The organism is Williamsia sp. z71, from assembly GCF_059553375.1.
The window spans coordinates 19,918-42,047 of the sequence record NZ_JCANWX010000008.1; the positions used below are offsets into that span (position 1 = coordinate 19,918).

29 protein-coding genes and 1 tRNA gene are annotated in these 22,130 nt (G+C 63.7%); 20 read left to right on the forward strand and 10 right to left on the reverse strand.

Annotated features, from left to right (window positions below; genetic code table 11):
- Positions 1-3: 3 nt before the first annotated feature.
- A complete protein-coding gene (locus AC51GR_RS19280; RefSeq protein WP_496326267.1) occupies positions 4-492 on the forward strand; it encodes an SRPBCC family protein in 489 nt (162 codons plus the stop codon).
- A 63-nt stretch (positions 493-555) separates the two neighbouring features.
- Here the strand turns inward: AC51GR_RS19280 and glfT1 are convergent, their stop codons facing one another.
- Genes glfT1 through AC51GR_RS19300 form a run of 4 tightly spaced genes read right to left on the reverse strand, consistent with a single transcriptional unit; the run spans position 556 to position 3,721 of the window.
- On the reverse strand, positions 556-1,458 hold the full coding sequence (gene glfT1, locus AC51GR_RS19285; RefSeq protein ID WP_496326268.1) for a galactofuranosyltransferase GlfT1: 903 nt from the start codon (positions 1,456-1,458) through the stop codon (positions 556-558).
- On the reverse strand, positions 1,451-2,248 hold the full coding sequence (gene wzt / locus AC51GR_RS19290) for a galactan export ABC transporter ATP-binding subunit Wzt/RfbE (protein WP_496326269.1): 798 nt from the start codon (positions 2,246-2,248) through the stop codon (positions 1,451-1,453). Before wzt ends, glfT1 begins: the two co-directional genes overlap by 8 nt.
- Positions 2,249-2,252: 4 nt before the next feature.
- Positions 2,253-3,152 (reverse strand): galactan export ABC transporter permease subunit Wzm/RfbD, encoded by a 900-nt coding sequence (gene wzm, locus AC51GR_RS19295; protein ID WP_496326270.1) that lies wholly within the window; start codon positions 3,150-3,152, stop codon positions 2,253-2,255.
- A gap of 20 nt (positions 3,153-3,172) precedes the next feature.
- A complete protein-coding gene (locus tag AC51GR_RS19300) occupies positions 3,173-3,721 on the reverse strand; it encodes a bacterial proteasome activator family protein (protein ID WP_496326271.1) in 549 nt (182 codons plus the stop codon).
- Positions 3,722-3,813: 92 nt separating this feature from the next.
- On the opposite strand from AC51GR_RS19300, the gene AC51GR_RS19305 reads away from it, so the two are divergent.
- Entirely contained in the window at positions 3,814-5,010 is a 1,197-nt protein-coding gene (locus AC51GR_RS19305) for a cysteine desulfurase-like protein (RefSeq protein ID WP_496326272.1), read from the forward strand.
- A gap of 82 nt (positions 5,011-5,092) precedes the next feature.
- Here AC51GR_RS19305 and AC51GR_RS19310 read toward each other — a convergent pair whose 3' ends face one another.
- A complete protein-coding gene (locus AC51GR_RS19310) occupies positions 5,093-6,061 on the reverse strand; it encodes an NAD(P)H-quinone oxidoreductase (RefSeq protein WP_496326522.1) in 969 nt (322 codons plus the stop codon).
- A gap of 147 nt (positions 6,062-6,208) precedes the next feature.
- Here AC51GR_RS19310 and AC51GR_RS19315 point away from each other — a divergent pair, with 147 nt between their 5' ends.
- Positions 6,209-6,694, forward strand: a complete 486-nt coding sequence (locus tag AC51GR_RS19315) for a MarR family winged helix-turn-helix transcriptional regulator (RefSeq protein ID WP_496326273.1) — start codon at positions 6,209-6,211, stop codon at positions 6,692-6,694.
- A 13-nt stretch (positions 6,695-6,707) separates the two neighbouring features.
- Positions 6,708-6,792: transfer RNA gene (locus AC51GR_RS19320), tRNA-Ser, on the forward strand.
- Positions 6,793-6,810: 18 nt separating this feature from the next.
- On the opposite strand, the gene AC51GR_RS19325 is transcribed toward AC51GR_RS19320, so the two are convergent.
- A complete protein-coding gene (locus tag AC51GR_RS19325; RefSeq protein WP_496326274.1) occupies positions 6,811-7,995 on the reverse strand; it encodes a site-specific integrase in 1,185 nt (394 codons plus the stop codon).
- The gene (locus tag AC51GR_RS19330; RefSeq protein ID WP_496326275.1) at positions 7,982-8,653 is read right to left on the reverse strand and encodes an XRE family transcriptional regulator; all 672 of its coding nucleotides are present in this window, start codon (positions 8,651-8,653) and stop codon (positions 7,982-7,984) included. Before AC51GR_RS19330 ends, AC51GR_RS19325 begins: the two co-directional genes overlap by 14 nt.
- A gap of 104 nt (positions 8,654-8,757) precedes the next feature.
- Between AC51GR_RS19330 and AC51GR_RS19335 the strand changes: the two genes are divergently transcribed.
- From AC51GR_RS19335 to AC51GR_RS19405, 15 genes are all read left to right on the forward strand, one after another.
- Entirely contained in the window at positions 8,758-8,946 is a 189-nt protein-coding gene (locus AC51GR_RS19335) for a helix-turn-helix domain-containing protein (protein WP_496326276.1), read from the forward strand.
- Positions 8,946-9,116: a hypothetical protein gene (locus AC51GR_RS19340; RefSeq protein ID WP_496326277.1), complete on the forward strand. Its 171-nt coding sequence runs from the start codon at positions 8,946-8,948 to the stop codon at positions 9,114-9,116. Before AC51GR_RS19335 ends, AC51GR_RS19340 begins: the two co-directional genes overlap by 1 nt.
- A complete protein-coding gene (locus AC51GR_RS19345; protein WP_496326278.1) occupies positions 9,113-9,703 on the forward strand; it encodes a hypothetical protein in 591 nt (196 codons plus the stop codon). Before AC51GR_RS19340 ends, AC51GR_RS19345 begins: the two co-directional genes overlap by 4 nt.
- A 101-nt stretch (positions 9,704-9,804) precedes the next feature.
- Positions 9,805-10,206: a DUF2742 domain-containing protein gene (locus tag AC51GR_RS19350; protein ID WP_496326279.1), complete on the forward strand. Its 402-nt coding sequence runs from the start codon at positions 9,805-9,807 to the stop codon at positions 10,204-10,206.
- Positions 10,203-11,429 (forward strand): DUF3631 domain-containing protein, encoded by a 1,227-nt coding sequence (locus AC51GR_RS19355; protein ID WP_496326280.1) that lies wholly within the window; start codon positions 10,203-10,205, stop codon positions 11,427-11,429. Before AC51GR_RS19350 ends, AC51GR_RS19355 begins: the two co-directional genes overlap by 4 nt.
- Positions 11,426-11,725 (forward strand): WhiB family transcriptional regulator, encoded by a 300-nt coding sequence (locus AC51GR_RS19360; protein ID WP_496326281.1) that lies wholly within the window; start codon positions 11,426-11,428, stop codon positions 11,723-11,725. Before AC51GR_RS19355 ends, AC51GR_RS19360 begins: the two co-directional genes overlap by 4 nt.
- A complete protein-coding gene (locus AC51GR_RS19365; protein ID WP_496326282.1) occupies positions 11,722-12,018 on the forward strand; it encodes a hypothetical protein in 297 nt (98 codons plus the stop codon). The genes AC51GR_RS19360 and AC51GR_RS19365 overlap by 4 nt, the downstream gene beginning before the upstream one ends.
- A 162-nt stretch (positions 12,019-12,180) precedes the next feature.
- Positions 12,181-12,501, forward strand: coding sequence for a hypothetical protein (locus AC51GR_RS19370; protein WP_496326283.1), 321 nt, complete (start codon positions 12,181-12,183; stop codon positions 12,499-12,501).
- Positions 12,488-12,889 (forward strand): helix-turn-helix domain-containing protein, encoded by a 402-nt coding sequence (locus AC51GR_RS19375; protein WP_496326284.1) that lies wholly within the window; start codon positions 12,488-12,490, stop codon positions 12,887-12,889. Before AC51GR_RS19370 ends, AC51GR_RS19375 begins: the two co-directional genes overlap by 14 nt.
- Before the next feature lie 39 nt (positions 12,890-12,928).
- Complete coding sequence (locus AC51GR_RS19380) at positions 12,929-13,696, forward strand: hypothetical protein (protein WP_496326285.1); 768 nt, start codon at positions 12,929-12,931, stop codon at positions 13,694-13,696.
- A gap of 3 nt (positions 13,697-13,699) precedes the next feature.
- Positions 13,700-14,623, forward strand: a complete 924-nt coding sequence (locus AC51GR_RS19385) for a major capsid protein (RefSeq protein WP_496326286.1) — start codon at positions 13,700-13,702, stop codon at positions 14,621-14,623.
- A 32-nt stretch (positions 14,624-14,655) separates the two neighbouring features.
- Positions 14,656-15,126, forward strand: coding sequence for a hypothetical protein (locus AC51GR_RS19390; RefSeq protein WP_496326287.1), 471 nt, complete (start codon positions 14,656-14,658; stop codon positions 15,124-15,126).
- A gap of 550 nt (positions 15,127-15,676) precedes the next feature.
- Entirely contained in the window at positions 15,677-16,657 is a 981-nt protein-coding gene (locus AC51GR_RS19395) for an Abi family protein (RefSeq protein ID WP_496326288.1), read from the forward strand.
- A 259-nt stretch (positions 16,658-16,916) separates the two neighbouring features.
- On the forward strand, positions 16,917-17,711 hold the full coding sequence (locus AC51GR_RS19400) for an endonuclease/exonuclease/phosphatase family protein (protein ID WP_496326289.1): 795 nt from the start codon (positions 16,917-16,919) through the stop codon (positions 17,709-17,711).
- 64 nt (positions 17,712-17,775) lie between these two features.
- Positions 17,776-18,696 carry an exodeoxyribonuclease III gene (locus AC51GR_RS19405; protein WP_496326290.1) on the forward strand — a complete coding sequence of 307 codons (921 nt, stop codon included), beginning with the start codon at positions 17,776-17,778 and terminating at the stop codon, positions 18,694-18,696.
- 18 nt (positions 18,697-18,714) lie between these two features.
- Here the strand turns inward: AC51GR_RS19405 and AC51GR_RS19410 are convergent, their stop codons facing one another.
- Positions 18,715-19,437 carry a LysR substrate-binding domain-containing protein gene (locus AC51GR_RS19410; protein WP_496326291.1) on the reverse strand — a complete coding sequence of 241 codons (723 nt, stop codon included), beginning with the start codon at positions 19,435-19,437 and terminating at the stop codon, positions 18,715-18,717.
- 47 nt (positions 19,438-19,484) lie between these two features.
- Between AC51GR_RS19410 and AC51GR_RS19415 the strand changes: the two genes are divergently transcribed.
- Complete coding sequence (locus tag AC51GR_RS19415) at positions 19,485-19,862, forward strand: DUF5997 family protein (protein ID WP_496326523.1); 378 nt, start codon at positions 19,485-19,487, stop codon at positions 19,860-19,862.
- A 26-nt stretch (positions 19,863-19,888) separates the two neighbouring features.
- Here the strand turns inward: AC51GR_RS19415 and biuH are convergent, their stop codons facing one another.
- Both biuH and AC51GR_RS19425 read right to left on the reverse strand, forming a co-directional pair.
- Positions 19,889-20,590 (reverse strand): biuret amidohydrolase, encoded by a 702-nt coding sequence (biuH, locus tag AC51GR_RS19420; protein WP_496326292.1) that lies wholly within the window; start codon positions 20,588-20,590, stop codon positions 19,889-19,891.
- Between the two features lie 40 nt (positions 20,591-20,630).
- Complete coding sequence (locus AC51GR_RS19425) at positions 20,631-21,986, reverse strand: cytosine permease (protein WP_496326293.1); 1,356 nt, start codon at positions 21,984-21,986, stop codon at positions 20,631-20,633.
- Between the last annotated feature and the right edge of the window lie 144 nt (positions 21,987-22,130).

Here is a 22,130-nt window from a genome sequence, read left to right on the forward strand (position 1 = left end):
CACATGTCGAACAAACAGTATTTGAGCGCCACGATGACCGTCGATCGCACACCCGAAGAGGTCTTCGAAGCAGTCGCCGATGTGCGCGGGTGGTGGTCCGAGAACATCATCGGCAGCACCCACGACCTCGGCGACGAGTTCGTCTTCTTCGACGACGCCGAGTATCCGGGCGAGTTGGCCCTGACCTCGAAAGAGGGCATACGGTACTGCAGGTTCCACCTGACCGACGTGGTCCCCGGGAAGCGGATGGTCTGGCACGTGGTCGATTCGGTCCTGACCTTCATCGATGACCGCAACGAGTGGACCGACACCAACGTCGTCTTCGATATCTCCGCCGCACCGGGCGGGGCGAGGGTCGACTTCACCCACGAAGGCCTGACCGAGGAGTCCGAGTGCTTCGACGCCTGCTCACGCGGGTGGGGCTTCTACATCACCCAGAGCCTGCCGCAGCTGGCCACGACGGGCACCGGGAAGCCCATCGGGCGGTACTAGTCACGCCGAACCGAAAGGGAGCCAGGCGATATCAGGGTGTCGAACTCTGGTGTCACCTGGCTTTCAGGGTTTGCCGAATCGCTCGCGGCGACCGAGTGACTGCAGTCGCAGCCAGTTCTTGAAGCCGGCCACATCACGTTGCTGCACAAGGAAATACCAGCCGAATCGGGCGTACTCCTGGGGCAACAGTTTTCGCATACCCGGCCGGCTCATCAGATACCCGCGGTTGCGATAGGTGAAGAACCGCTTGGTCTCGTTGTCGGGGTACTGGGTGTGCATGCGGCCACCGAGGATCGGGCGGAACTCGCCGCTGCCGTCCGGATGGAGGTAGGCCGTGGTCAGGCAGGTTCCGAAGTTCAGGCCGGACCGCACCAGGCGACGGTGCATCTCGACCTCGTCGCCGCGGACGAACAACCGCAGATCGGGTACGCCCACGGCGTCGATCGCGGCCGCCGAGAACAGTGCGCCGTTCATCAGAGAGGCGATGCCGGGCAACAGATCCGAGGTCTCGCCGTCGGCGAAGAGTTCGGAACGTTTACGGCGCCACACCAGGCCCCGGCGCAGCGGGAACGCCAGGGTTTCCGGGTTGTCGATGTTGCAGACGACCGGCGAGACCTCGTCGAGGTGATGCGTCAGAGCGCAATCGAGCAGTTTCTGCAGGACCTCGGGGCCTTCCGGGCGGCCATCGTCGTCGGCGCACCAGACCCAGTCGGCGCCCAGCGCCAGCGCCTGCAGCATGCCGAGGGCGAATCCGCCGGCCCCGCCGAGGTTGTGGGCCGAGCCGATGTAGGTCACCGGAACCGATTGGGCGGCAACGAGTTCGGCGACTGCACTGTCGTCGTCGTTGTCGACCACCACGAGGTGATCGATGGGACGGGTCTGGTTGGTCAACACGATCAGCGACTGCTCGAGGAGTTCGAGCCGACGGTGGGTCACCACCACGGCGATGACCTTGGGGTCAGGCATCTTTTTCGACCTCGGCCAGGACTTCACGCACGTGCCGGGCGGCTTCGGGACCCTCATAGGCCCCGACCACCTCTTCGATGCCACCGTCCATCCGGATCGCGCCGTGATCGATCCACAGCGCACGATCGCAGAGCTGGGCCAGGAATTCATTGGAATGGCTGGCGAAGACCAGGATGCCGGACCGCTTCACCAATTCCTGCAACCTGATCCGGGCCTTCTTCATGAACTCGGCATCGACGGCGCCGATGCCTTCGTCGAGAATCAGGATCTCGGGATCGATCGACGTGACCACACCGAGCGCAACCCGCACCCTCATACCGGTGGAATACGTGCGCAGCGGCATCGACAGGTAGTCACCGAGTTCGGTGAACTCGGCGATGTCGTCCATCTTCCGGAGCATCTCGCGGCGGCTCATGCCGAGGAACATGCCGCGGATGACGATGTTCTCGTAGCCGGAGATCTCGGGATCCATACCGACACCGAGGTCGAAGACCGGTGCCACGCGACCTTTGATCGCGCACGACCCGCGGGTGGGCTCATAGATGCCGGAGAGCAGTCGCAGCAGTGTCGACTTACCGGCGCCGTTGTGTCCGACCAGACCGATCCGGTCACCATGGGACAGGTGCAGATTGATGTCTTTGAGGGCCTCGACCACGACCACGTTCGATTCGTTGGACCCGATCACTCCACCGGCCCGGCCCAGGACGGACTTCTTCAATGACCTGGTCTTGGCGTCGAAGATCGGGAAATCCACGCAGGCATCCCAGGTATCGACTCGAACTTGACTCATGACCTCACACCCAATACGCCACACGGGCGCGGTAATTACGCAGAACCAGCAACGCCACGGCCCATCCGGCGGCGGTGCATGCGATGACGATCAACCAGTGATAGAGCGCTACCGACTCACCCAACAGCGGTCCGCGGGTGATTTCGAGGTAGTGGAACATCGGGTTGAGTTGGACGATCTTGACGCGACTGGAGTCGGCGCCGATGTTCTTCTCGAGGTCGGTCGCGCTCCAGATGATCGGCGTCATGAAGAAGACGAGCTGGACCGCGGTGGTGAGCAACTGGCCGATGTCGCGGAAGCGGGTCGACAGGATGCCGAAGACGATCGAGACCCAGATCGCGTTGACCACCAGCAGTGCAATACCGGGGATGACCAGGATCACTGTCCAGGTCACCGGCTGCGGGAAGATGATCAGCAGGACAAAGTACAGCGGGATGTTGTGCGCGAAGATGATCAGCTGACGCCAGGTCAGCCGGTAGACGTGCACGCTCAGCGGAGCCGGGATCTGCTTGATCAGGCCTTCGTTGCTGGAGAAGAGTTCAGCGCCTTCGAGGATCGATCCCTGGATGAAGTTCCAGAAGATGAACCCGAGCATCACGTAGGGCAGGAAGTCGTGGATCTCGTTGCCGAAGAGCTGCGAGTAGAGCAGACCCATCGCGACAGCGGTGACCGCCGTCGCGATGGTGATCCACAGGGGCCCGAGCAACGACCGTCGGTAACGCTGCTTGATGTCCTGCCAGCCGAGGAGCAGCCAGAGTTCGGAGTGCTTGAAGCCGGACGACAGGTCGCCGAACGCCCGCCGGAGCGACCGCGAATCGGACTCCGCTGGTGGGGGCCGCATGGGTACTTCGTCGGCTGCAGTTGACACGAGAGTCGAGCCTACCGTCAACGCGTCGGGGGCCATCGCTCCCGTGGGGTGCGGGGTCAGAGGTACTGACCGGTGCCGGCCGCGCCATGCGGTCCACCGGGGCCGCCGCCTGCGAAGGGTCCGGACGGGGGCAGCTGTCCCTGACGCATTTGTTCGAGCTGGGCCCGCGCGGCCATCTGCTGGGCGAACAGAGCGGTCTGGATGCCGTGGAACAGGCCTTCGAGCCAGCCGACGAGCTGCGCCTGTGCGATCCGCAACTCGGCGTCGGAGGGAACGTCGTCCTCGGTGAACGGCAACGCGAGCCGTTCGAGCTCGTCGCGCAGTTCGGGGGAGAGACCGTCCTCGAGTTCGAGGATCGACGACCGGTGGATCTGTTTGAGGCGGGCGCGGCTGGCGTCGTCGAGCGGTGCGGCCCGCACCTCCTCCAGCAGTTGCTTGATCATGGTGCCGATCCGCATCACCTTCGCGGGCTCGACCATGGCGGTCATCCCTTGGTTTTCGTCACCGGGCTCTTCTGAACCTGCCGAACCGGCGGAGGGGACCACGAGGATGCCATCGTCATTGACGCCTGAGATCGAACGCTTGTTGAGATTTTCATCGGTCATCCGTTCATTCTCCCGATGTTGAGTGGCGATTGCACGCAGTTGCCCAGACGAGAGGCATTGCAGTGTCGCCGGGACCGTCTATGGTGGCTGCCATGGCTTATGACGTCGCCCGCGTTCGGGGACTGTTCCCGTCGCTGGGTGATGGTTGGATACATCTCGATCCGCAGGCAGGAATGCAGATCCCCGACTCGGTCGCGACCACGGTGTCCAAGGGTTTTCGTTCCCTGGTGTCACAGCCCGGCGGCATCTATCCGTCGGCCCGGAAATCGTCGGGCATCATCGATGCGGCCCGGCAGGCGGTGGCAGATCTCGTCGGTGGTGATCCACGCGGAGTGGTGCTCGGACCGTCCCGCGGGCACCTGCTGAACGTGCTCGCCGAAAGCCTCAACACTCGGGTGTGGCTCGGTTCGGAGGTGGTTGTCAGCCGGCTCGACGACGAGGCGAACATCCTGCCGTGGCTGCGTGCGGCCGACCGGTTCGGCGCGAAGGTGAGCTGGGCCGAGGTCGACATCGAGAACGGCGAACTGCCGGTCTGGCAGTACGACGGACTGGTGAGCCGGTCCACGAGCGTGGTGGCGATGCCGCTGGCGTCGTCGACGATCGGCTCGGTGGTCGATGTCGCCACCGCGGCGGCAGTGGTCCACGCGATCGACGGCCTGGTCGTCGTCGATGCCACCAGCGCGGCTCCGTACATGTTGCTCGACATCGAGGCGCTCGGCGCCGACGTCCTGGTGGTCAGCGCCGACCGCTGGGGTGGTCCGGCCACCGCCGCGGTGATCTTCCGCGACCCCGACATGTTGTCCCGGGTGCGGTCGATGTCACTGGACCCGGATGCGCAGGGCCCGAATCGACTGGAGGTCGACGGACATCAGCACGCACTGCTGGCCGGACTCGTCGCCTCGATCGAACATCTCGCCGGACTCGACGAATCGGCCACCGGTACCCGCCGTCAGCGACTGGTGACGTCGATGACGGCGCTGAGTGAATACTCACAACGACTCCTGCAGTACCTGCTGCGGTCGCTGGGCCAGTTGAACCTGGTGAACCTGATCGGTTCGGCCGACAACCGCATCCCGGCGGTCAGTTTCACGGTCACCGGGGTGACCGCCGACAAAGTGGTTCGGCGCTTGGCCGACAACGGGATCTGCGCGCTTGCCGATGTGAACAGCCGGGTACTCGGCGGCATCGGCGTGAACGACGTCGGTGGTGCCGTCACCCTCGGTCTCGGCCCATATACGACGCCCTACGAAATCGACCAGCTGGTACGCACTTTGGGGTCACTCGGCTGACCCTCGCCATTTTCGTCCCCTGCAGTGGGCGCCGAGGGAACATGTCCCTCGGGCCCTCTGCAGGGGAAGAATACGGTGAGACTCAGAGCGTGAGCAGGATCTTGCCCGACACCTCACCTGATTCGAGCAGGATGTGCGCCGCGGAAGCTTCGGCCAGTGGGAATGTCGCTCCGACAACGGGTTTGATCCTGCCGTCGGCGATCAGTGGCCAGGTGGTGGCGATGGTGTCGGTGACGATGGCGGCCTTGTCGGACTGATCCCGGCCGCGCAACGCGGTGGCGTGGACGGTGCCACGCTTGTTCAGCAGTGCGGCGATGTTCAATTCGGCCTTCACGCCGCCCTGCATGCCGATGATCACCAGTCGGCCGTCTTTGGCGAGCGCAGACACGTTGCGGCCCAGGTACTTTGCGCCGATGATATCGAGGATCACGTCGGCGCCGCCGTGCTCCTTGACCACCTCCACGAAGTCGTCGGTTTTGTAGTTGATCGTGATGTCGGCACCGAGGCTGCGGCACAGTTCGAGCTTGTCGTCCGAGCCGGCCGTCACGGCCACCGTTGCGCCCAGTGCCTTGGCCCATTGGATCCCGTGGGTGCCGATGCCGCTTCCGCCGCCATGGAACAGGACGAGCTCACCCGGCACGAGGTGGGCGGTTCGTTTGAGGTTGGAGAGCACCGTGCAGGCGACCTCGGGCAGGGCCGCGGCCTCGACCAGGCCCACGGACTCCGGGATCGGCATCAGGTGTTCGGCGGCGACCGCGACGAACTCCGCATAGCCGCCACCTGCGATCAGTGCGCAGACATCGGTTCCGGTGGTCCAGCCGGCCACGCCCGGACCGAGTTCGTCGATGGTCCCGGAGACCTCCATACCGATGATGTCGCTCGCTCCCGGTGGCGGCGGATAATTTCCCTGTCGCTGCAGCAGGTCGGCCCGGTTCACACCGGCCGCGGCCACCTTGATCAGCACTTCCCCGGCGCCTGGGCGGGGTTTGTCGACCTCGGTGACGATGAGGTTCTCCGCCGGCCCGAACTCGGTCAGGTTCACTGCGCGCATTGAGGTCATCTCTCTACCTTTACCCGTCCGGTGCGCCCGGGCGGCATGCGGTGGCACACTACGCCGAAATTCAATGGCGGTAGGGTCCTGATTCGTAAGCGCTCATTCCTGGCGTGGTTGGACAAACGTCGTAGTCCGGGGGGATAAATGACAGAGAATAGAGCCGTGCCCTGGCTCGATGACTCTGAACAACTCGCGTGGCGATCATTCATGAACGGATCGCAGCGTCTATTCGATGCGATCAATTACGCCCTGGTCGAAACCGCAGGTCTCACCTTCGCCGACTACCGCATCCTGGTGTTGCTGTCGGAGACGGACTCGATGCGGATGAGTGCGCTCGCCGACGGGGCGTTGAGCAGCAAGAGCACGATCTCGCGGCGCGTGGACCGGATGGCCGAGGCCGGCTGGGTCGAGCGGATGGCCAAGGACCACGACAAAGACCAGCGCAATCGCGTCTGTCGCATCACCGAGTCGGGCCGGACCAAACTCCACGACGCCGCCAAGGGACACGTCGTCGCGGTACGTACCTATCTGCTCGACCACCTCGAAGATCACGAGCGGGAGGCCATGGCGACGACCTTCCTGAAGGTCGATACGTGGCTGCGTGAGAACCCTCAGGCCCGCGTGAAGTAGGCTCTGTGCCGAAGGAAGCGTGGCAGAGCGGCCGAATGCACTCGCCTTGAAAGCGAGCGTGGGTGAAACCACCGGGGGTTCAAATCCCTCCGCTTCCGCAGATGCGCCCCACCTGTTTACGCAGGTGGGGCGTTCTTTTTCGCCGGGTCAGTCATATTGCCCGAGCTCTCTGCCCACAATCTGCCCACATTCGTCACTGAAGCCGCCTGATGGAGGGCGATTCCGACTGCATCGAGATCGTCGTCGAACAGGTCCGCGTAGGTGTCGAGAGTCATCGCCGCGGACGCATGACCGAGCATCCTTTGGAGGGCCAGAACGTTGACATTCGCCGAGACGGCCAGGCTCGCCGCTGTGTGTCGCAGATCGTGCAGGGTGACCCGAGGTACCCCAGCGCGTGTAACTGCTCCCTCGAACCATCCTGACCACGAAACCGGCCGTCGCTGGTATCCGCCGTCGCGGCCGGGGAACACGAGATCGTCGGGTGCCTTGCCTTCGCATTGACCGGCGAGCTCGAACGTCAAGAACTCCGGCACCGGCACCGCTCGCGACTCATGAGACTTCGGCGTTCCAACGTTGATCTTCTGATCGATCTGGACTGCGTTCTGTACCACGGTGAGCCGGCGACGCAACAGGTCGAGATCCTTGACCCGCAACGCAATCGCCTCACCCCATCGCAATCCGCAGTAGGCCAGGAGCAGTACCAGCACCCTATGATCCTTGGCTTCATCCGCGAGGAGTGCGACCTGATCATGCGTGAGGTAGGTCCGTGGTTTCGGGCGTTTACGCGGTAGATTCTCGACCCCTCGAGCTGGGTTGCGGGGGAGCCGGCGAGCTTTGACAGCAGAGTCGAGGATCGCCGCCAGGATGCCGTAGGCCCGGATGACCACAGTGGCGCCGGATCCCTTCTTGCTGATCTGTCCATCGGCGTCGATGACCGTTCGGCCCATGTCTGCAATCCACCGCTCGACTGCGTCGAGATCGATGTCGACGACCTTTGTCTTGCCCCACTTCGGTTTTACGTGCTTTGCCCACGCGACCTCGGTGGTCCGGTACGTCGAGGGCTTCTGGTCAGATTGCTTGCGCGTCAACCAATCGACAGCCAGTTCCTCGACGGTGATCTGACCGAGCTGCGGAGCGACGTACTCGCCGCGTAACTTCTCGACTTCGACTGTGGCAGAGAATGCTTCGGCATCGCGCTTGGTTCTGAACCCGCGCTTGTCGGTCTGACGATGATCGGGCGTGCGGTAGCGGACCCGATACCTCTTACCGGTCTTCGTTTGATAGCTCTCAATCGTCGCCATCGAGCACGGCCTTCAATTCAGATTTCAGTTCACGGCTCACTCGTCCGCGCTGCTGAGCGTTGGCGCCGGCGCCGGCGCGCCTGTCCCGTTCGACAGAGAAGCTGTCGCCCCACAATCGCGCGGACTCCGCCGTTAATCGGATGGTGCTAATGCCGAGTGATTTCGCTACGCGGTACTCGGCCTCGCTGGTCTGTGATTCGACCTTCTGAATCAGTTCGGCAGGTAGCTGACCCAGCTCCTCCGGTAGTTCTTGCCACTCCGCTGCCCCCTCGAGGAGGCCACGCCGAGCACGTTCCGAACGCTCGGCAGCATCAATGAAGTCCCGAACCTTTAGTTCGACCGCTACACCACTCAGAGCGTCAGCGATCCGGTCTGCCGCGATCGCTGTGCCTCCGATCTCAACAAAGCTGGGGGAGCGGACCAGGTCGGCCACGAGTACCGGCGATCTCGTCAGTTCACTCAACGCTTGAGAAACAATGAAAAGTGTTGTGGCAGTGGGCGAAGCGCGACCATTTTCTAGTCCAGCAATACGACCGGTATCCCACTTCAAGTCGAACATCTGGCGGATCGTTCGCGCTAGTGCGTCCGCCGTGAAGTCGCCCCGGAGATGCCGCACGTTTTTGCCGACGACCTCGGCCAGTGCCTTTGGTTCGCTCATGCGGAATCACAATACGCGAAAAACTACGGCTTGACGATATGAGTGGTGACGTGTACTGATTGACACAGACCGTAGAAAACAACGGCTTGAGAGAAGGGTAGGAAATGGCAGACGAACTGGCGACACCAGATGAGGTCGCAGCCCACATGCACACCACTACGGCGAGTCTCGCTCAGGATCGCTACAAGGGGATTGGGGTTCCCTATATTAAGGTTGGGCGCCGAGTTTTGTACCGCTGGAACGATATTCAGGCGTACCTCGATTCCAATACAGTCACGCCGGGTGCTGCCTGATGGATCGCTACGCACAGATTCGCGGAGTGGAAGACCTCGGCTTGGCGTATCCGCCGGCCGACGACACTGACGATCTCGTTGGCATCACCGAAAAGAAAAACCTCGCCCCGGCTGCAACCGGTGACGAGGCCAAAGTTCAAACCAACTCTCACGAAGGAACTGAACTGTGACCACGATAGAGCACACCACCGATACCACGCCACCGCAGTTGTTGGCTGCGGACCTGGCCCGTGTGGTCAAAGACCTCCGCGCAGAAGGCAAGGTGGCCGACGACTACGACTGCCTGGGCATCGCACGCGACATGCGGGAGTTGGCCGGCGAACAGCATCTCGACTCCGTCAGTGACGACCAGTGGGTCTCACTGCTTGCCAACCACCAGCGCGCACCCTTCCCGGTGTCGGAGACTCCGGTGAGCGATTACCAATGCCTCGAACATGACTGGTGCGACAACGGATGCGCAGAGTATCCGTGCAGCATGGGTGAGCACTTCTGGCAGGGCTACACCCAGGCGAGCCTGGGCAAGAACGGTGAACGACGCGACCTCGACGAGTCGACGCCGCTCATCGTTGGGATGTGGCTCGATGACCACGACCTTGTGCCGCCGATCGTCATCACGGTCGGCGACGACACCGAGGCCATCATGAGCATCGTCGAAGCCCGCAAAGTGCTGGCCGATCTCACGCGTGCCATCGAGATTGCTGATCCGTTCTGGCGCAACCAACCTGACGTTCTCGAGAAGTACCAGCACCTGCTCTAACTCAATCTTCCTGGTGCCGCTGCACCGACACCAGGAAACGCAAGAGCCCCGGCTCACTCCCGAGCCGGGGCACTCTACGAACCGAAAGGATAACCAATCCAATGGCCATCATATCGCCACCACCGTGGTCGGTGCAGACAATAAACTCCGGCGTCGACCTACCCGAATTGCTCACGAGCACTACAGAATCACGTGAGGTCTCCTGGGCGTTGACGTACTCCGATCTCTGGCCGGTCATCGAGCGGGCGGGGCGCTACGGACCACTGCCGGTGATCGGCACGCACTCGTGGCTCGACTTACCGGCGGGTGAACCTCGCAAGGTTGGAGCGGTCCATCTCGCTGCCGTTTGGATGGCCCTACAAATGGAGCTCGACCAAGAGGCTCGTGCTGATGCGCTACAGGAAGTTTCGGCCGGCGCCGATTGGCGTGCGATCGGGAAGTTCGGTCGGGACAAGGCCGCGTTCGAGGCTGCGAATCCGTGGGCCAAGCGGGTGGTCGCGTGAGCGACACGGATTACGCCGAGGTGCTCGACGCCCTCGAAGCCTGGTTCGGTCGATTCATCGCTGTTCCTGACGACCGAGACCTCAGTCTGTTGGCGCTCTGGACCGTGGCCACGCACTTGGCTGTCGAGCTCTACACCTCGCCCAGGCTGCTGATCGACTCGACGATGCCCGGTAGCGGGAAAACCACAGTCCTCGATCATCTGAGCCGGTTCTGTATCGCGCCGGTACAGGCAGCGTCTTTGTCGTCGCCGGCGATGCTCGTGCGCCTGGTGCAACACGGGATTCGCACAATCCTGATCGATGAGGTCGACCGGTCGCTGTCGCCGAACAAACAAGGAGTCGAGGATCTGATCGGCATCCTGAACTCTGGCTACCGCCGCGGGGCCACCCGGCCGGTGTTGGTTGCGAACAAGTCCGGCGGCTGGGACGTGTGCGAGATGCCGACGTTTGCTCCGGTAGCGATGGCCGGCAACAGTCCGCATCTGCCCGATGACACCCGCTCACGGTCGCTGCGAATCCTGCTGATGCCGGACATCGACGGCAGAAGTGAGGACTCTGACTGGGAACACCTCGAAGACGATGCCGCCGAGCTCAAGAAGCGTGTCGTCGACTTCGCTGACGCGGTACGCGATCAGGTCACCGGTATGGCTGTTGAGCTACCTGCCGGATGTATCGGGCGGAGCAAAGAGAAGTGGCGGCCGCTCAAGCGAGTGGCAGTCGCGGCCGGCGGGCACTGGCCGGCGGTCATCGACGAATTGATCAGCCGCGGACTCGATGAGGACCGGGACGAGCGCGATGCGGGACTGCAATCTGCCCCGCCAGGAATGGTGCTGATGCGCGATCTACACGCAGTGTGGCCGGCGGGCGAAGAGTTCGTACCAACCGATCAACTGGTCTCCAAGCTGATCGTTCACAATCCGGAGTACTGGGGTCTGGCGAGCAGCTACGGCAAGGCGATCACCGCTCATCGACTGGCCCGGATCGTGTCGCAGGCGTCGAAGATAACGTCTGTTCGACCAGGTGGGAGGGGGCCACGCGGGTATTCGCATACCGTTCTCGCGCCGGTCTGGCACCGCTTGGGTATAGGTCGCATTTCAAGTGGTGCAAGTGGTCAATCCGGCGCAAGCGGTGCGCCGCCCCAGCCGGATGCACCAGTCAGACCACTTGCACCACTTCCAAACAGACCCCCCGGAGCAACCGGTTCAGAGCGGGAATCGGCATGAAACCGTCACCGGATCTGATCGCCCTACTGGCGAAAATCTTGGCCGATACCCCAAAGTTGCCCGGCGCCGCGTGCATCGAGTGGCCCGGTCTTCACGACCCGGCGCACGACGGTGAACCGGCCACCGAGGTCGCCAGTCGGCACGCCGCGGCCGAGAGTATCTGTTTCGACTGCCCGGTAATGATCGCCTGCGATGCGTGGGCCACCACCGAGCACCCTTACGCCGGTGTGATCGCCGGTCGAATCCCACCACCGAAAAAGCGCGGTCGCCCGGTCGCCGAGAGGAAAGCGTCATGAGTACCCCACGCCGCGACGACGTCGACCAGTGGTGGCACGCGCTACCGCAACAGACCCGCGACAACCTCGACGAGATCGCCCGCAATTCGGTGCTTGATGGTCTCGCCGGATATCCGTACTGGGATCACCCGCTGTGCGTTGAACTGCGCGCGTGGCAAGACCTCGAAGCCGACGTGCTAGAGGCGCACGGCCACTGGCTCGCAAGCCTCAAGCACCGCGTCGAGTCCCGTGGCCGCGAATGGAACCGCGCCGAGTTCCTGCGGATCTGCCACCTCGAGGACGTGAGCGAATGAGGCGCTACGCACGCACCTGTCTGACCGAGGTCACGCGCCGCGTATCCGACAGTCGGCCGATTCGACTGAGGCTCGGCGGCGACACGTTCGGAATGTCGATCGCCGAAGCAATCGACCTTGCAAACCAACTGATAGATGCCGTCGAACAGGAAGAGCCACAACATGACTGACCATGCAGATGAATACGCCGACAACGACGACTTGTTCAGTGCCAACCCTGACCCAGAGGCATCGGTGCGCGCGCTACGCCTTCGGTCCGGCACCGCAGTGCTGCTGCTGCACTACCTCAATGCCGACGACGATGGCCTCGATGTGGCCATCGACATGCTGCGCGAGGCCGGGGCGACCTGGGCCACCGTGACCCGCGCACTGCTCGACCTGACGACCACCTACGCTCCCGAGCTCTACGAGCGTGGCGAACGGATCGAACGCGAGATCGCCGCGCTCGCCGACTCACTGGGAGATCACGATGGGTGGACTTGATATCCGACTGCATCGCCCCGGTGAAGTCACCCTCGGTCCGGCCGAGGTTCGGTACCTGGCCGAAGCGCTGACCGAAGTCGAGCGAGTCATGCGCCGACGCGGAATGGAGCTGATCGCCCCGGTCCGCGACCTCAAGGCACAGCTTGAATCCGCCGGCCGGTACGCCGACAATCCGTCAAACGGTACATCGGCGTCCGAAAACAGCAGTGGCACATCACTGTTGACTCATGAACTACTCACCGCCCGAGACGCTGCCGACATCCTCGGCTGTGGGCTCGACAACCTACGGGCCCTCGCCCGACGCGGCACACTCATCGGGTACAAGAACGGTGGCCGCTGGTTCTACGACGCCACCTCGGTACGGCAACGAGCAGCACACCGACGCTGACAGAGGCCGACCATGGTCGATCTGAAAACAGTTCCCGGCGTGGAACTGATGAAGATCGGCACATGGCCGGCCTCGACCGGCAAGGTCACCTTCACCCGGTCTGACATCACCGCCGCAGCCGCCGCCTCTACCGCACCCGGTTTCCGCCGGCCGATCATCAAACTCGGCCACGTCGACCCCCGGTTCGACGGAGAACCCGCACTCGGTTACGTCGACAACATCCGCGCATCCGCGGACGGCTCAACCCTGATCGGTGACTACAAAGGCGTACCGAGCTGGCTGGCCAGCATTCTCGGATCGGCCTACCCCGATCGCTCTATCGAGGGCCAGTTCGCGGCCAAGGACGCCACCGGCGCACAACACCAATTCGCGCTCACCGCGGTCGCGTTGCTCGGCGTCACCCCACCGGCAGTGTCCGGCCTCAAATCCATCCAAGACGTCGCTCGCCTATATGACGTTGCCGCCTCAACAGGAAAGGGGGTGACTATCAACATGTCCCAACGCGTGACCGCTTCAGCGAAAGCTGTTACCGCCGAACATATCTCGAAGTCGTTCTACGACGGACCCGGCGCGGATCAGTGGTTGTGGATCGAAATGCTCCGCATCTCACCGCCGGAAGTCATCGCGGTCGACGACAAAGAGGGCAAGCGCTACCGAGTCCGGTACGCGATCGCCGGCACTGCAATCACCTGGGCTGACCCCGAAGAGGTCCGCACCGAATTCGTCGCAGCATCCAGCTTCGACCGCGCTGCACACAACGCACACACCGAAGCACTCGTACGCCTCATCCAGCAAGGAGAACACTGAACCATGAACTCGCCCATCGCCTACCCGCTCGGCGCGCCCAAGCTCACCGGATCAACCCTCACCGTCGATGCCGCGCTCAATCAGCCGCAGCTCATCACCCAGCGAATCGCTGATCTGACCAAACAGAAGTTCATCGTCGACAAGGTGTTCGCCTCGAGTGGCTTCTCAGTCGCCGGCGGCGCCGTGCTCTACGAGGTCGCCGCACCCGGCAGCGAGTACCTGTCCCGCGACATCGAGCAAGTCACCCCCGGCAACGAATACCCCGTCGTCTCGAGTGGTCGACCCGAGACCGCCGTCGCCAACGTCGAGGACTGGGGCGGGAAGTTCTTCATCACCGACGCCGCCAAGATCCGCAACGACAAGCGCGTCATGGACCGCGACGTCACCGCATTGGCCAACACGATCGTCCGCAAGATCAACGACCGGGCCATTGCCACCATCGAGAACGCACTGACCAAATACCACGAGGAGGGCGAGAACAACCTCATCGTCATCGGCAACAGTTGGAAGTCGGCCATCACCGTGGGTCCAGCGACCGACCTGACCGCCTCCGATGAACTGCCGGCCGCCGACTTCGCCACCGCCCAGTGGCTCGCAGACCTTGACGAGATGGGCCTGACGTTCGATCTGTGGATCATCCACCCCAACGAGCACAAGGCGCTCAAGATCGCCTACGGCTCCGAGCTCGACGCAGTGCTCAAGGCGAACGGCATCACCGTCTTCTCCACCAACCGCATGGCCCCCGGCGCCGCGTACGCCGTCGACACCGGCGAGGTCGGCTTCATTTCCTACGAGCAGGGCCTGACCACCGAGACCTGGCGCGAGAACGCAACCAAGCGCACCTGGGTCCAGAGCTGGGCCATCCCCGCGATGGGGGTCACCAACCCGCAGGCCATCCGCAAGTTCACCGGCCTCGACGCCGCCTGACCCACTCGACCGCACCGAACGGAGAACACAACATGGAACTGACACCCGAACAACTGGCAGAGATCCTGGCCGCACTCGGCCTCGAGATGCCGGCCACCGACCCGCCGGACCCCGCCGAGATCGTGGCACTGATCGTGGCCAAGGTCGGAGAGCTCACCGCGACAACCGAAGGTGGTGACTCAGTGGCCGCCGCGCAGATGCCCGGCATGGTGGCCCTCGCCCTGTCGACTGTGCAGGAGCTACGCGCCGACGCCGAACGCGGTCGCACCCTGGTGGCCGCAGCCGTCGAACGCGATCAGAAGGTCCTGGTCGATACCGCGGTCCGCCGCGGCGCCATCCACTCGCGCGACGCTGCATCGTGGGTGGCGATGGCCGGTCAAGACTTCGACGGCACACGCCGAGTCCTGGCATCCATCCCCGACAGTGCAGCCGTACCGGTCACCGAGATCGGCAGCGGAGTCGACACCGGCGGACAGGCAGACGCCGCCGGCACCTGGTTCTGACGCGGCACCACCTGGCGTCCCCCGACCTCCGCCAGGTTGGCCGCAGCAGCGCACAAGGCCCCCACCACGCCGGTGGGGGCCTTCGTGTCGGTACCCCCGCCCAATCATTCGACCCCCCCAAACCCTGACCCTCCGGTCGGGGCAGTCAGCCTTTTTTACAGGGGCCTGAAACGCACGTGCGAGACAGGTCTGACCGCGGCAGGCGGTCGGGTTATCCACAGGGTCGGTGGTTGAACCGTTATGAAACCGTGACTTCTTGTGGATAACTCAAAACTTGCGCACCCGCCAAGCCGAAGGAGTTAGGGGCCTCTGTCTTGGGCGCTGTTGGCCGAACTTAGTTGCGGCTAGGTGTCCCCAACCCCGGCGCCATCGAGGGCGCGGTGAGGCTATTTGAGGGTCCTGTAGTGCCAGATCAAGGCGCGGATCCGACTTTGACGGCGTTGACGCGACGGGGGTAGGTTCTTGTCATCAACCCCGGCCCCTCTGTTAGTCACCGACTGCGTGTCACCGGCTAACAAGGGTCGGTTTTCTTTTGGGAGCAGTTGCGTCGATGGCGGATTACAACAAGCCCCATCGCAACTTCAACGAGCAGATTGCCCTCATGAAGTCGCGGGGGTTGGACTGCAAAGATGACCGGGCCGCAGTGCGTGCGTTAAAGCGTATTGGTTACTACCGGCTATCGGCATACTCCTATCCATTCCGTAGTTTCGATCCAGATCGGCCCGGTAAGCGCCTCGACGATTTCATCGAGGGAGCGACATTCGAGCAGGTCGTGGAATTATGTGATTTTGACAGCAAGCTGCGCGCACTAATGCTAACGGCCATGGATGTAGTCGAGGTGGCCCTGCGGGTGCAGGTGGCTTACGTACTTGGCAAGCGCGAGAGGTTTGGGCACCTCGACCGACAGCATTTGGATGGTGTCGAGTGCGGAGCGCGACGACGGGTCGGTGGCGCTGATGCTCACGCCGAATGGGTGGATCGATATCAGCGCCGCGCCGATGACTCGAAAAATGAAGACTTCATCCGGCACTTTCGTGACAAGTACGACGGCCAATTACCGATCTGGGTTGCAGTAGAGATCCTAGAGTTCGGTCAGTTGGTCCGGCTGTACGGCTTGCTCGATAAACAGGATAAACGCCGCATCTCGGACCACTTTGGAGTCAAGGGCCACAACGTATTGCAGCAATGGCTGGTCCGCCTGAATAACGTACGTAACCACTGCGCTCACCACGACAGAATCTGGAATCGGATCGCCGTGTATGGAATTCCTGCGGTACATCCGGGGCAAGTCCCTCACACGTTGGAGCACCTGTCGACTCTGGGTGACGACGCAAGGAAGCGCATCTACACAGCGGCAGCGCTGAGTGCGCACGTGGTTACGCTAACGAAGTCTGAGACTAACTGGCCTCGAACCTTCAAGACTTTAGTTGGAAAACTCCCTACACACGACGGTGTTGTGTCGCATTCGATTATGGGATTTCCCGAGGGTTGGAAGGATCTTGACCTTTGGAACTACGAACCGCGCCCGTAGCGATCTACGGCGGTCATGCCCACAATCTGCCCACACTTGCCCACGAAACAGGGTGAACCTAGGTGAATCGGAGTGATGTATTTACGCAGGTAAACGCTGAATCGTGCCTCTGACCAGAGGGTCGATTAGGGTTCAAATCCCTCCGCTTCCGCAGGTCAAGGGGACCCCGGTATCAGATCAGATGCCGGGGTCCCTTTGGTTTCGGGCGCACACGAAAAATCACTAGGTAGTGGGCCGGCTTGCCGATACGTTCGCCTCCATGCGAATCGTGTCGGTGAATGCCTGGGGCGGCGCGATGTACGACGCCCTCATCTCTTGGCTGCCCGCGGTCGAGGCCGACGTCGTCTGTCTGCAGGAAGTCACCCGGACACCGCATGATTCGGGCTGGGCGACCTTCACCGACGGCGAGCGCACGCTGCCGCAGCGACTCAACCTCTTCGATGATGTGTCGGGCGTGCTCGTCGATCATCGCCCGCATTTCGTCGTCAACGACTCAGGTCCCGTCGTTGATGCCGACGGCCTCACGCGTCGTCAGGATTTCGGAATCGCGACGTGGATTCGCCAGGAGTTCCCCGTGGTCGGGCTCGATGCCAGGTTCGTGCACGCGCAATACGTCGACCACCCGGACTGGGCTGTGCAGGACCGGCCCCGGGCGGCGCTGGCGGCCGCGGTCAGGGACCGCGACCTCGGCCGTACCGTGTCGGTGATCCAGCTTCACGGCTTACGGGATCCGGCCGGGAAGCACGACACCGCCGCCCGGAAGGATCAGGCCCGGCGGCTCGCCGAGATCGTCGAACAGGTTCGCGCGACGAGCGACGTCACGGTGGCCTGCGGCGACCTGAACCTGCTGCCGACGAGCGAGACCTTTGAGGTGCTCCGCGATGTGGGGATGGTCGACCTCGTCGGCGACGCTGACACCCGGACATCTCGGTACACCAAGCCGACTCGCCATGCGAGCTACCTGCTGGTGTCGTCTCCGAGTGCGGTGCGTCGCTTCGAGGTGGTCTCCGAACCCGAGGTTTCCGACCACCGAGCACTGCTGGTCGAGGTGTGAGGTGGGCCGTCGTCGCTGAAGCCCTCTCGCGGTATCCTCGCCCCGCGGCTGCGGGACAGATGTGATGGAGGAGGCGACAGTGACACCCACCGGTGGTTTCACCGTCGCATCGTTCAACGTCAACGGAATCCGTGCGGCCCGGCGCCGCGGGTTCGATGACTGGCTGGTTCAGCGCGCCCCGGACGTGGTGGGGTTGCAGGAACTACGGTGCGGCATCGATGACGTCGGCGACTTCGGTGACCACATCGCGTCGATCGACGTCGGTTCGATTCCGGGACGCAACGGGGTGGCGATCCTGACCCGGCACGAACCCGCCGCGGTGCGCACCTGGTTGACGCATCCGCCGAAGGCCCGGGGGCTGTCGGTGTTCGCCGCCGAGGGCCGCTACATCGAGGTCGATCTGGCCGATCGGCCGCTGACCATCGGCGATCTCTACCTCCCCAAAGGCGGCTTGCCCGCCGAGCTCCAGCGCCCCGGATCGATGCGTGAGCAACCCGACGGCGGAGTCAAATATGCACGCAAGCAACGGTTTCTGGCCGGATTCGCCCGCGAGCTGCAGCGCAACCGGTTGGCCGCGCGGCAGGCCGGACGAGAGTTCCTGCTGCTGGCCGACCTCAACGTGGCGCACACCGAACACGACGTGACGAACTGGCGCGCCGCCCGCAAGATGGAAGGCTTCCTGCCCGAGGAGCGGGCCTGGTTCGACGAGATCACCGGACCGCGTCGGCTGGTCGATGTGGTGCGCACGCTGCACGGTGACCGTCCGGGCCCGCTCACCTGGTGGAGCTGGGCAGGGGAGTCGTTCGTGAAGGACGTCGGCTGGCGCGTCGACCACCAGCTGGCCACCCCGGGCCTGGCCCGGCGCGCACGTCGGGTCACCGTCGACAAGGAATCCACGCCTCAACTCAGGCTCTCCGATCACGCCCCGCTGATCGTCGAGTACGACGACGTTCGTGCGGAGGACGCACCCTCGCCCGGGTTGTGACGTGAGCGAGCGGTGAGATCAGCGGCGCCGGCCCTTGCCGGGTTTCTTTCCTGCGGCCTCGCGGCGCGCCTGTTTGGCCAACGACTTCTCCTTGGCCGACCGTTTCGGTGCCGGGGCCGAACCACCCCGCGACGAGCTGGATTTACGTCCCCGCACGATGCCGATGAACTCGTCGGCCAACTCGGTGGTCGGGGCCGGCCACAACAGACCGACGGATCCGGCCGGTGCGTCCGTCACGGGGCGGAAGACGAGGTCCTTACGGTGATGCAGTCGGGCCAGCGACTGCGGGACGAGCAGAACACCGGTGCCCGCCGCGACGAGTTCCATTGCGTCACCGGTGGTTTCCGGTCGATGATCCACCGCGTTGCCGGGTCGCTGCTTCATCGCCAGGGGCTCGTCGAGTGGCCACAGGAGTTGTTCGTCGGCGAGGTCGGCAACGCTTATCTCATCGCCAACGGTGAAGACGTGGTCCTTCGGAACAACCACGACGGTCGTCTCCTGATAGAGCTCGATGGTGTGGTGCGGCCCGGGATCGCCGTGGCGCAGTGCGTCAGGCAGACGGGTGATCGCCATCTGTACCCGGCCGGTGCGGATCGCGTCCGTGCATGCGGCGACGTCCATCGCGATGAGTTCGAGAGGTGTCTGCGGGATTCGTTCACTCCAGGTGCGAACCCACTTGCCGGGTGTCACGCCGGGCACGTACGCCAGCCGAAATGAGGGGGCGTCGTCGGGTGTGGTCACGCCAAGAGGCTACCGCCCGATACCCTTGACAGATGAGTTCGCAGTCGATGAAGCCGGCCACCGCCGCCAAGAAGTTGGACGTGTACCTGCCGGCGACGCCCGCCGAGTTCCAAGAGGGCACCATCACCCGGGAGGAACTCGAAGCGCTGCAGGCGGACCCGCCGGAATGGCTGCGCGATCTGCGCGTCAACGGGCCCCACCCGAAGAACCTGGTGGCGATGAAACTCGGCATCTCGAAGGGCGCTCTCGTGCGCCATGGCATCACCGAAGCGCTGACCACCGAGCAGATCAACGCCCTGCTGTCCGAGATGCCCGACTGGCTCGAGGCCGAACGTGCCACCCAGATCGAGGTTCGCAAGGAAGCAGCTGCCGAAAAGTCGGCGCCCGCCGAGGCCGCCCGGCCACGTTCCCGTAAACGGCGGTAACCCCCCCGGCGAGCGTCGGGACCGGTTCAGGAACCCAGGGCCGCCAACAGATCGGCCGACGACGCGACCGCGCCGAAGACTCCGCCCTGCATGGTCACCATCTGCAGTGCTGCTTGGTGATTCGCCGGATCCGTCGCACCGGTGCAGTCGGAGAGAACAAGGCATTCGTATCCGCGGTCGTTGGCCTCGCGCATCGTGGTGTGCACGCAGACATCGGTGGTGATCCCGGTGAGGATGATGTGCGTGATCCCGTTGCGGCGCAACACCAGATCCAGATCGGTGGCATAGAACGCACCCTTGCCCGGCTTGTCGATGATCACCTCGCCGTCGATGGGCTCGACTTCGGGCACGATCTGCCAGCCCTGTTCGCCGCGCACCAGGATCCGTCCGCACGGCCCTTCGGCGCCGATCTCCGCACCGATCTGGGCGGACCGCCAGCGTTTGTTCTCCGGCAGGTCGGAGAGATCGGGACGATGCCCTTCACGGGTATGGATGACGGTCAGTCCGGCGGCACGCGCGGCCGCCAGTACCCGGGCGGTCGGCTCCAGCGGTGTGCGGGTCAGGGACAGGTCATAACCCATCGCGTCCACGTACCCGCCGGGGCCGCAGAAATCTGTCTGCCAGTCGATGCACAGCAGGGCGGTCGATTCCGGACGGAACGAACCGTTGTACGGCCAGGCGTACGGGGTGGCGCCGGGAAGAGCGGGGAAATCGAAAGTGGTTGTCACAGAGTTCCTTTGATGTGATCGTGCGAGGTGGGCTCGATGGTCATGGCGCTGACGGGGCGGTCGTACCCCGCACGATGCGATCGTGCGCGAGAGCGGTCAGGGTGGCGACCACGATGCCCACGACGACCACGCATAGTTCCGGCAACATGTAGTGGGCGGCCAGAGCGGCGGCCGCGCCGAGGCCCCAGGCGATGAAGGCGCCTGCCTGCCAGTCCCGGTCCGGACCGCGGGAAGCCTTGCGGCGCAACATCTGATCGGTGATCAGCACCGCGCCCAGTGGCGGCACGACGACGCCGAGCAGGTTGAGCCAGTCCTCGAAGTGACTCCAGACCCCGGCCACTGCGAGGGCGACACCGACCGCGCCCAGCAGGACGGTCAATGGCCGCATGCGCACGCCGGTCAGCTGACTCCACCCGACCGCGCCGTTGTACAGGCAGTGGGTGCACACCGACCCCAGGTTGATGAACACGAATGCCACGGCCAGCGGGACGAGGATGCCGCCGTGGTCGATCAGGATGTTGAGGAAGCCGCCGCCGTCGGTGCCGGGATCGGCGGAGGCGCCCATGGCAACGATCACTCCGCCGATGATCAGTGCGATGGTGTTGCCGATCGGAAACGCGCTGAATGCGGCGAGGAAACCCTCCCGGCCGTTCTTCGACCAGCGGGTGAAGTCGGCGGTCATCGTGCCCGAGTCTGCGAACAGTGCAACAACCAGCGTGACGGCGGCGCCGAAGCTCAGCGCGCTTGCGCCCGCCCCGCCCGAATAGGAGGCGAAATCGGAGGCACCCGGCGTCGACGACGCCTGGACGATGGCCACGACACCCAGGATCAGATACAGCGGTGCCGCGATGATCCCGATGACCGTCAGCGCGCGGATTCCCAGCAGTGTGGCCAGCAGGTAGCCGACGCCGGCGATGAGTGCGATCAGGGTGGCGTTCCAGCCCATGCCGCTCTCGAGTGTCGACCCGGTCAGTCCGGTCTGGAATGCGAACCAGCCGATGACGACCGTGGCCAGGAAGGCGGCCGGGATGCGGTAACCGCGGGCGCCGAACGTGCGGGCCGCCATCAGTGCGAAGTTCTCGCCGGTCTTACCTGCCTGGTGGCTGAGCAGGCCGACATATGCCATCAGGATGAGGTTGCCGGTGAGGATGGCGGCGATGCCCAGCCAGAAGCCGAGCGAGTACACGACCATGCCACCGAACACCGCGCACGTCAGGATCATCGGGAAGCCGAGCCATACCGCCGACACCGAGAACAGTGATTTTCGTGCGTTCGCGGGAACCGGCCGGTCTTCATACTCCTCGAAAGGATCCGCCGGGGGCGGGTTCTCGAGCGCGCCGGTAGGGGGCATGTCGGCCCTGGTGTGGTCGTCGACCGTGCTCGCCTTGGGGGTCATGGAAGTCCTTCCGAGAAGGTTGCGTGCGATTTCCTATAGGAAACAGCCCTTCTTGACGCCTTTGGTTTCGCATGTGTGAACTGGTTGTTAAACAGTGTTCGACAGCGGAAAAGGAATACGGGGTTCTCGTATCGGTGGTCGATG

Bases quoted from the DNA above. Each gene is read 5' to 3' on its own strand.
- AC51GR_RS19385 (WP_496326286.1), top strand. From the start codon at position 13,700: ATGAACTCGCCCATCGCCTACCCGCTCGGCGCGCCCAAGCTCACCGGA.
- AC51GR_RS19335 (WP_496326276.1), top strand. From the start codon at position 8,758: ATGGCAGACGAACTGGCGACACCAGATGAGGTCGCAGCCCACATGCAC.
- AC51GR_RS19315 (WP_496326273.1), top strand. From the start codon at position 6,209: ATGACAGAGAATAGAGCCGTGCCCTGGCTCGATGACTCTGAACAACTC.
- AC51GR_RS19425 (WP_496326293.1), bottom strand. From the start codon at position 21,986: ATGACCCCCAAGGCGAGCACGGTCGACGACCACACCAGGGCCGACATG.
- AC51GR_RS19350 (WP_496326279.1), top strand. From the start codon at position 9,805: ATGGCCATCATATCGCCACCACCGTGGTCGGTGCAGACAATAAACTCC.
- AC51GR_RS19280 (WP_496326267.1), top strand. From the start codon at position 4: ATGTCGAACAAACAGTATTTGAGCGCCACGATGACCGTCGATCGCACA.
- AC51GR_RS19340 (WP_496326277.1), top strand. From the start codon at position 8,946: ATGGATCGCTACGCACAGATTCGCGGAGTGGAAGACCTCGGCTTGGCG.
- AC51GR_RS19395 (WP_496326288.1), top strand. From the start codon at position 15,677: ATGGCGGATTACAACAAGCCCCATCGCAACTTCAACGAGCAGATTGCC.
- AC51GR_RS19310 (WP_496326522.1), bottom strand. From the start codon at position 6,061: ATGCGCGCAGTGAACCTGACCGAGTTCGGGCCGGCGGAGAACCTCATC.
- AC51GR_RS19365 (WP_496326282.1), top strand. From the start codon at position 11,722: ATGAGTACCCCACGCCGCGACGACGTCGACCAGTGGTGGCACGCGCTA.
- wzt (WP_496326269.1), bottom strand. From the start codon at position 2,248: ATGAGTCAAGTTCGAGTCGATACCTGGGATGCCTGCGTGGATTTCCCG.
- AC51GR_RS19405 (WP_496326290.1), top strand. From the start codon at position 17,776: ATGGAGGAGGCGACAGTGACACCCACCGGTGGTTTCACCGTCGCATCG.
- AC51GR_RS19375 (WP_496326284.1), top strand. From the start codon at position 12,488: ATGGGTGGACTTGATATCCGACTGCATCGCCCCGGTGAAGTCACCCTC.
- AC51GR_RS19325 (WP_496326274.1), bottom strand. From the start codon at position 7,995: ATGGCGACGATTGAGAGCTATCAAACGAAGACCGGTAAGAGGTATCGG.
- AC51GR_RS19400 (WP_496326289.1), top strand. From the start codon at position 16,917: ATGCGAATCGTGTCGGTGAATGCCTGGGGCGGCGCGATGTACGACGCC.
- glfT1 (WP_496326268.1), bottom strand. From the start codon at position 1,458: ATGCCTGACCCCAAGGTCATCGCCGTGGTGGTGACCCACCGTCGGCTC.
- AC51GR_RS19390 (WP_496326287.1), top strand. From the start codon at position 14,656: ATGGAACTGACACCCGAACAACTGGCAGAGATCCTGGCCGCACTCGGC.
- AC51GR_RS19330 (WP_496326275.1), bottom strand. From the start codon at position 8,653: ATGAGCGAACCAAAGGCACTGGCCGAGGTCGTCGGCAAAAACGTGCGG.
- AC51GR_RS19305 (WP_496326272.1), top strand. From the start codon at position 3,814: ATGGCTTATGACGTCGCCCGCGTTCGGGGACTGTTCCCGTCGCTGGGT.
- AC51GR_RS19300 (WP_496326271.1), bottom strand. From the start codon at position 3,721: ATGACCGATGAAAATCTCAACAAGCGTTCGATCTCAGGCGTCAATGAC.
- AC51GR_RS19370 (WP_496326283.1), top strand. From the start codon at position 12,181: ATGACTGACCATGCAGATGAATACGCCGACAACGACGACTTGTTCAGT.
- AC51GR_RS19415 (WP_496326523.1), top strand. From the start codon at position 19,485: ATGAAGCCGGCCACCGCCGCCAAGAAGTTGGACGTGTACCTGCCGGCG.
- AC51GR_RS19360 (WP_496326281.1), top strand. From the start codon at position 11,426: ATGAAACCGTCACCGGATCTGATCGCCCTACTGGCGAAAATCTTGGCC.
- wzm (WP_496326270.1), bottom strand. From the start codon at position 3,152: ATGGCCCCCGACGCGTTGACGGTAGGCTCGACTCTCGTGTCAACTGCA.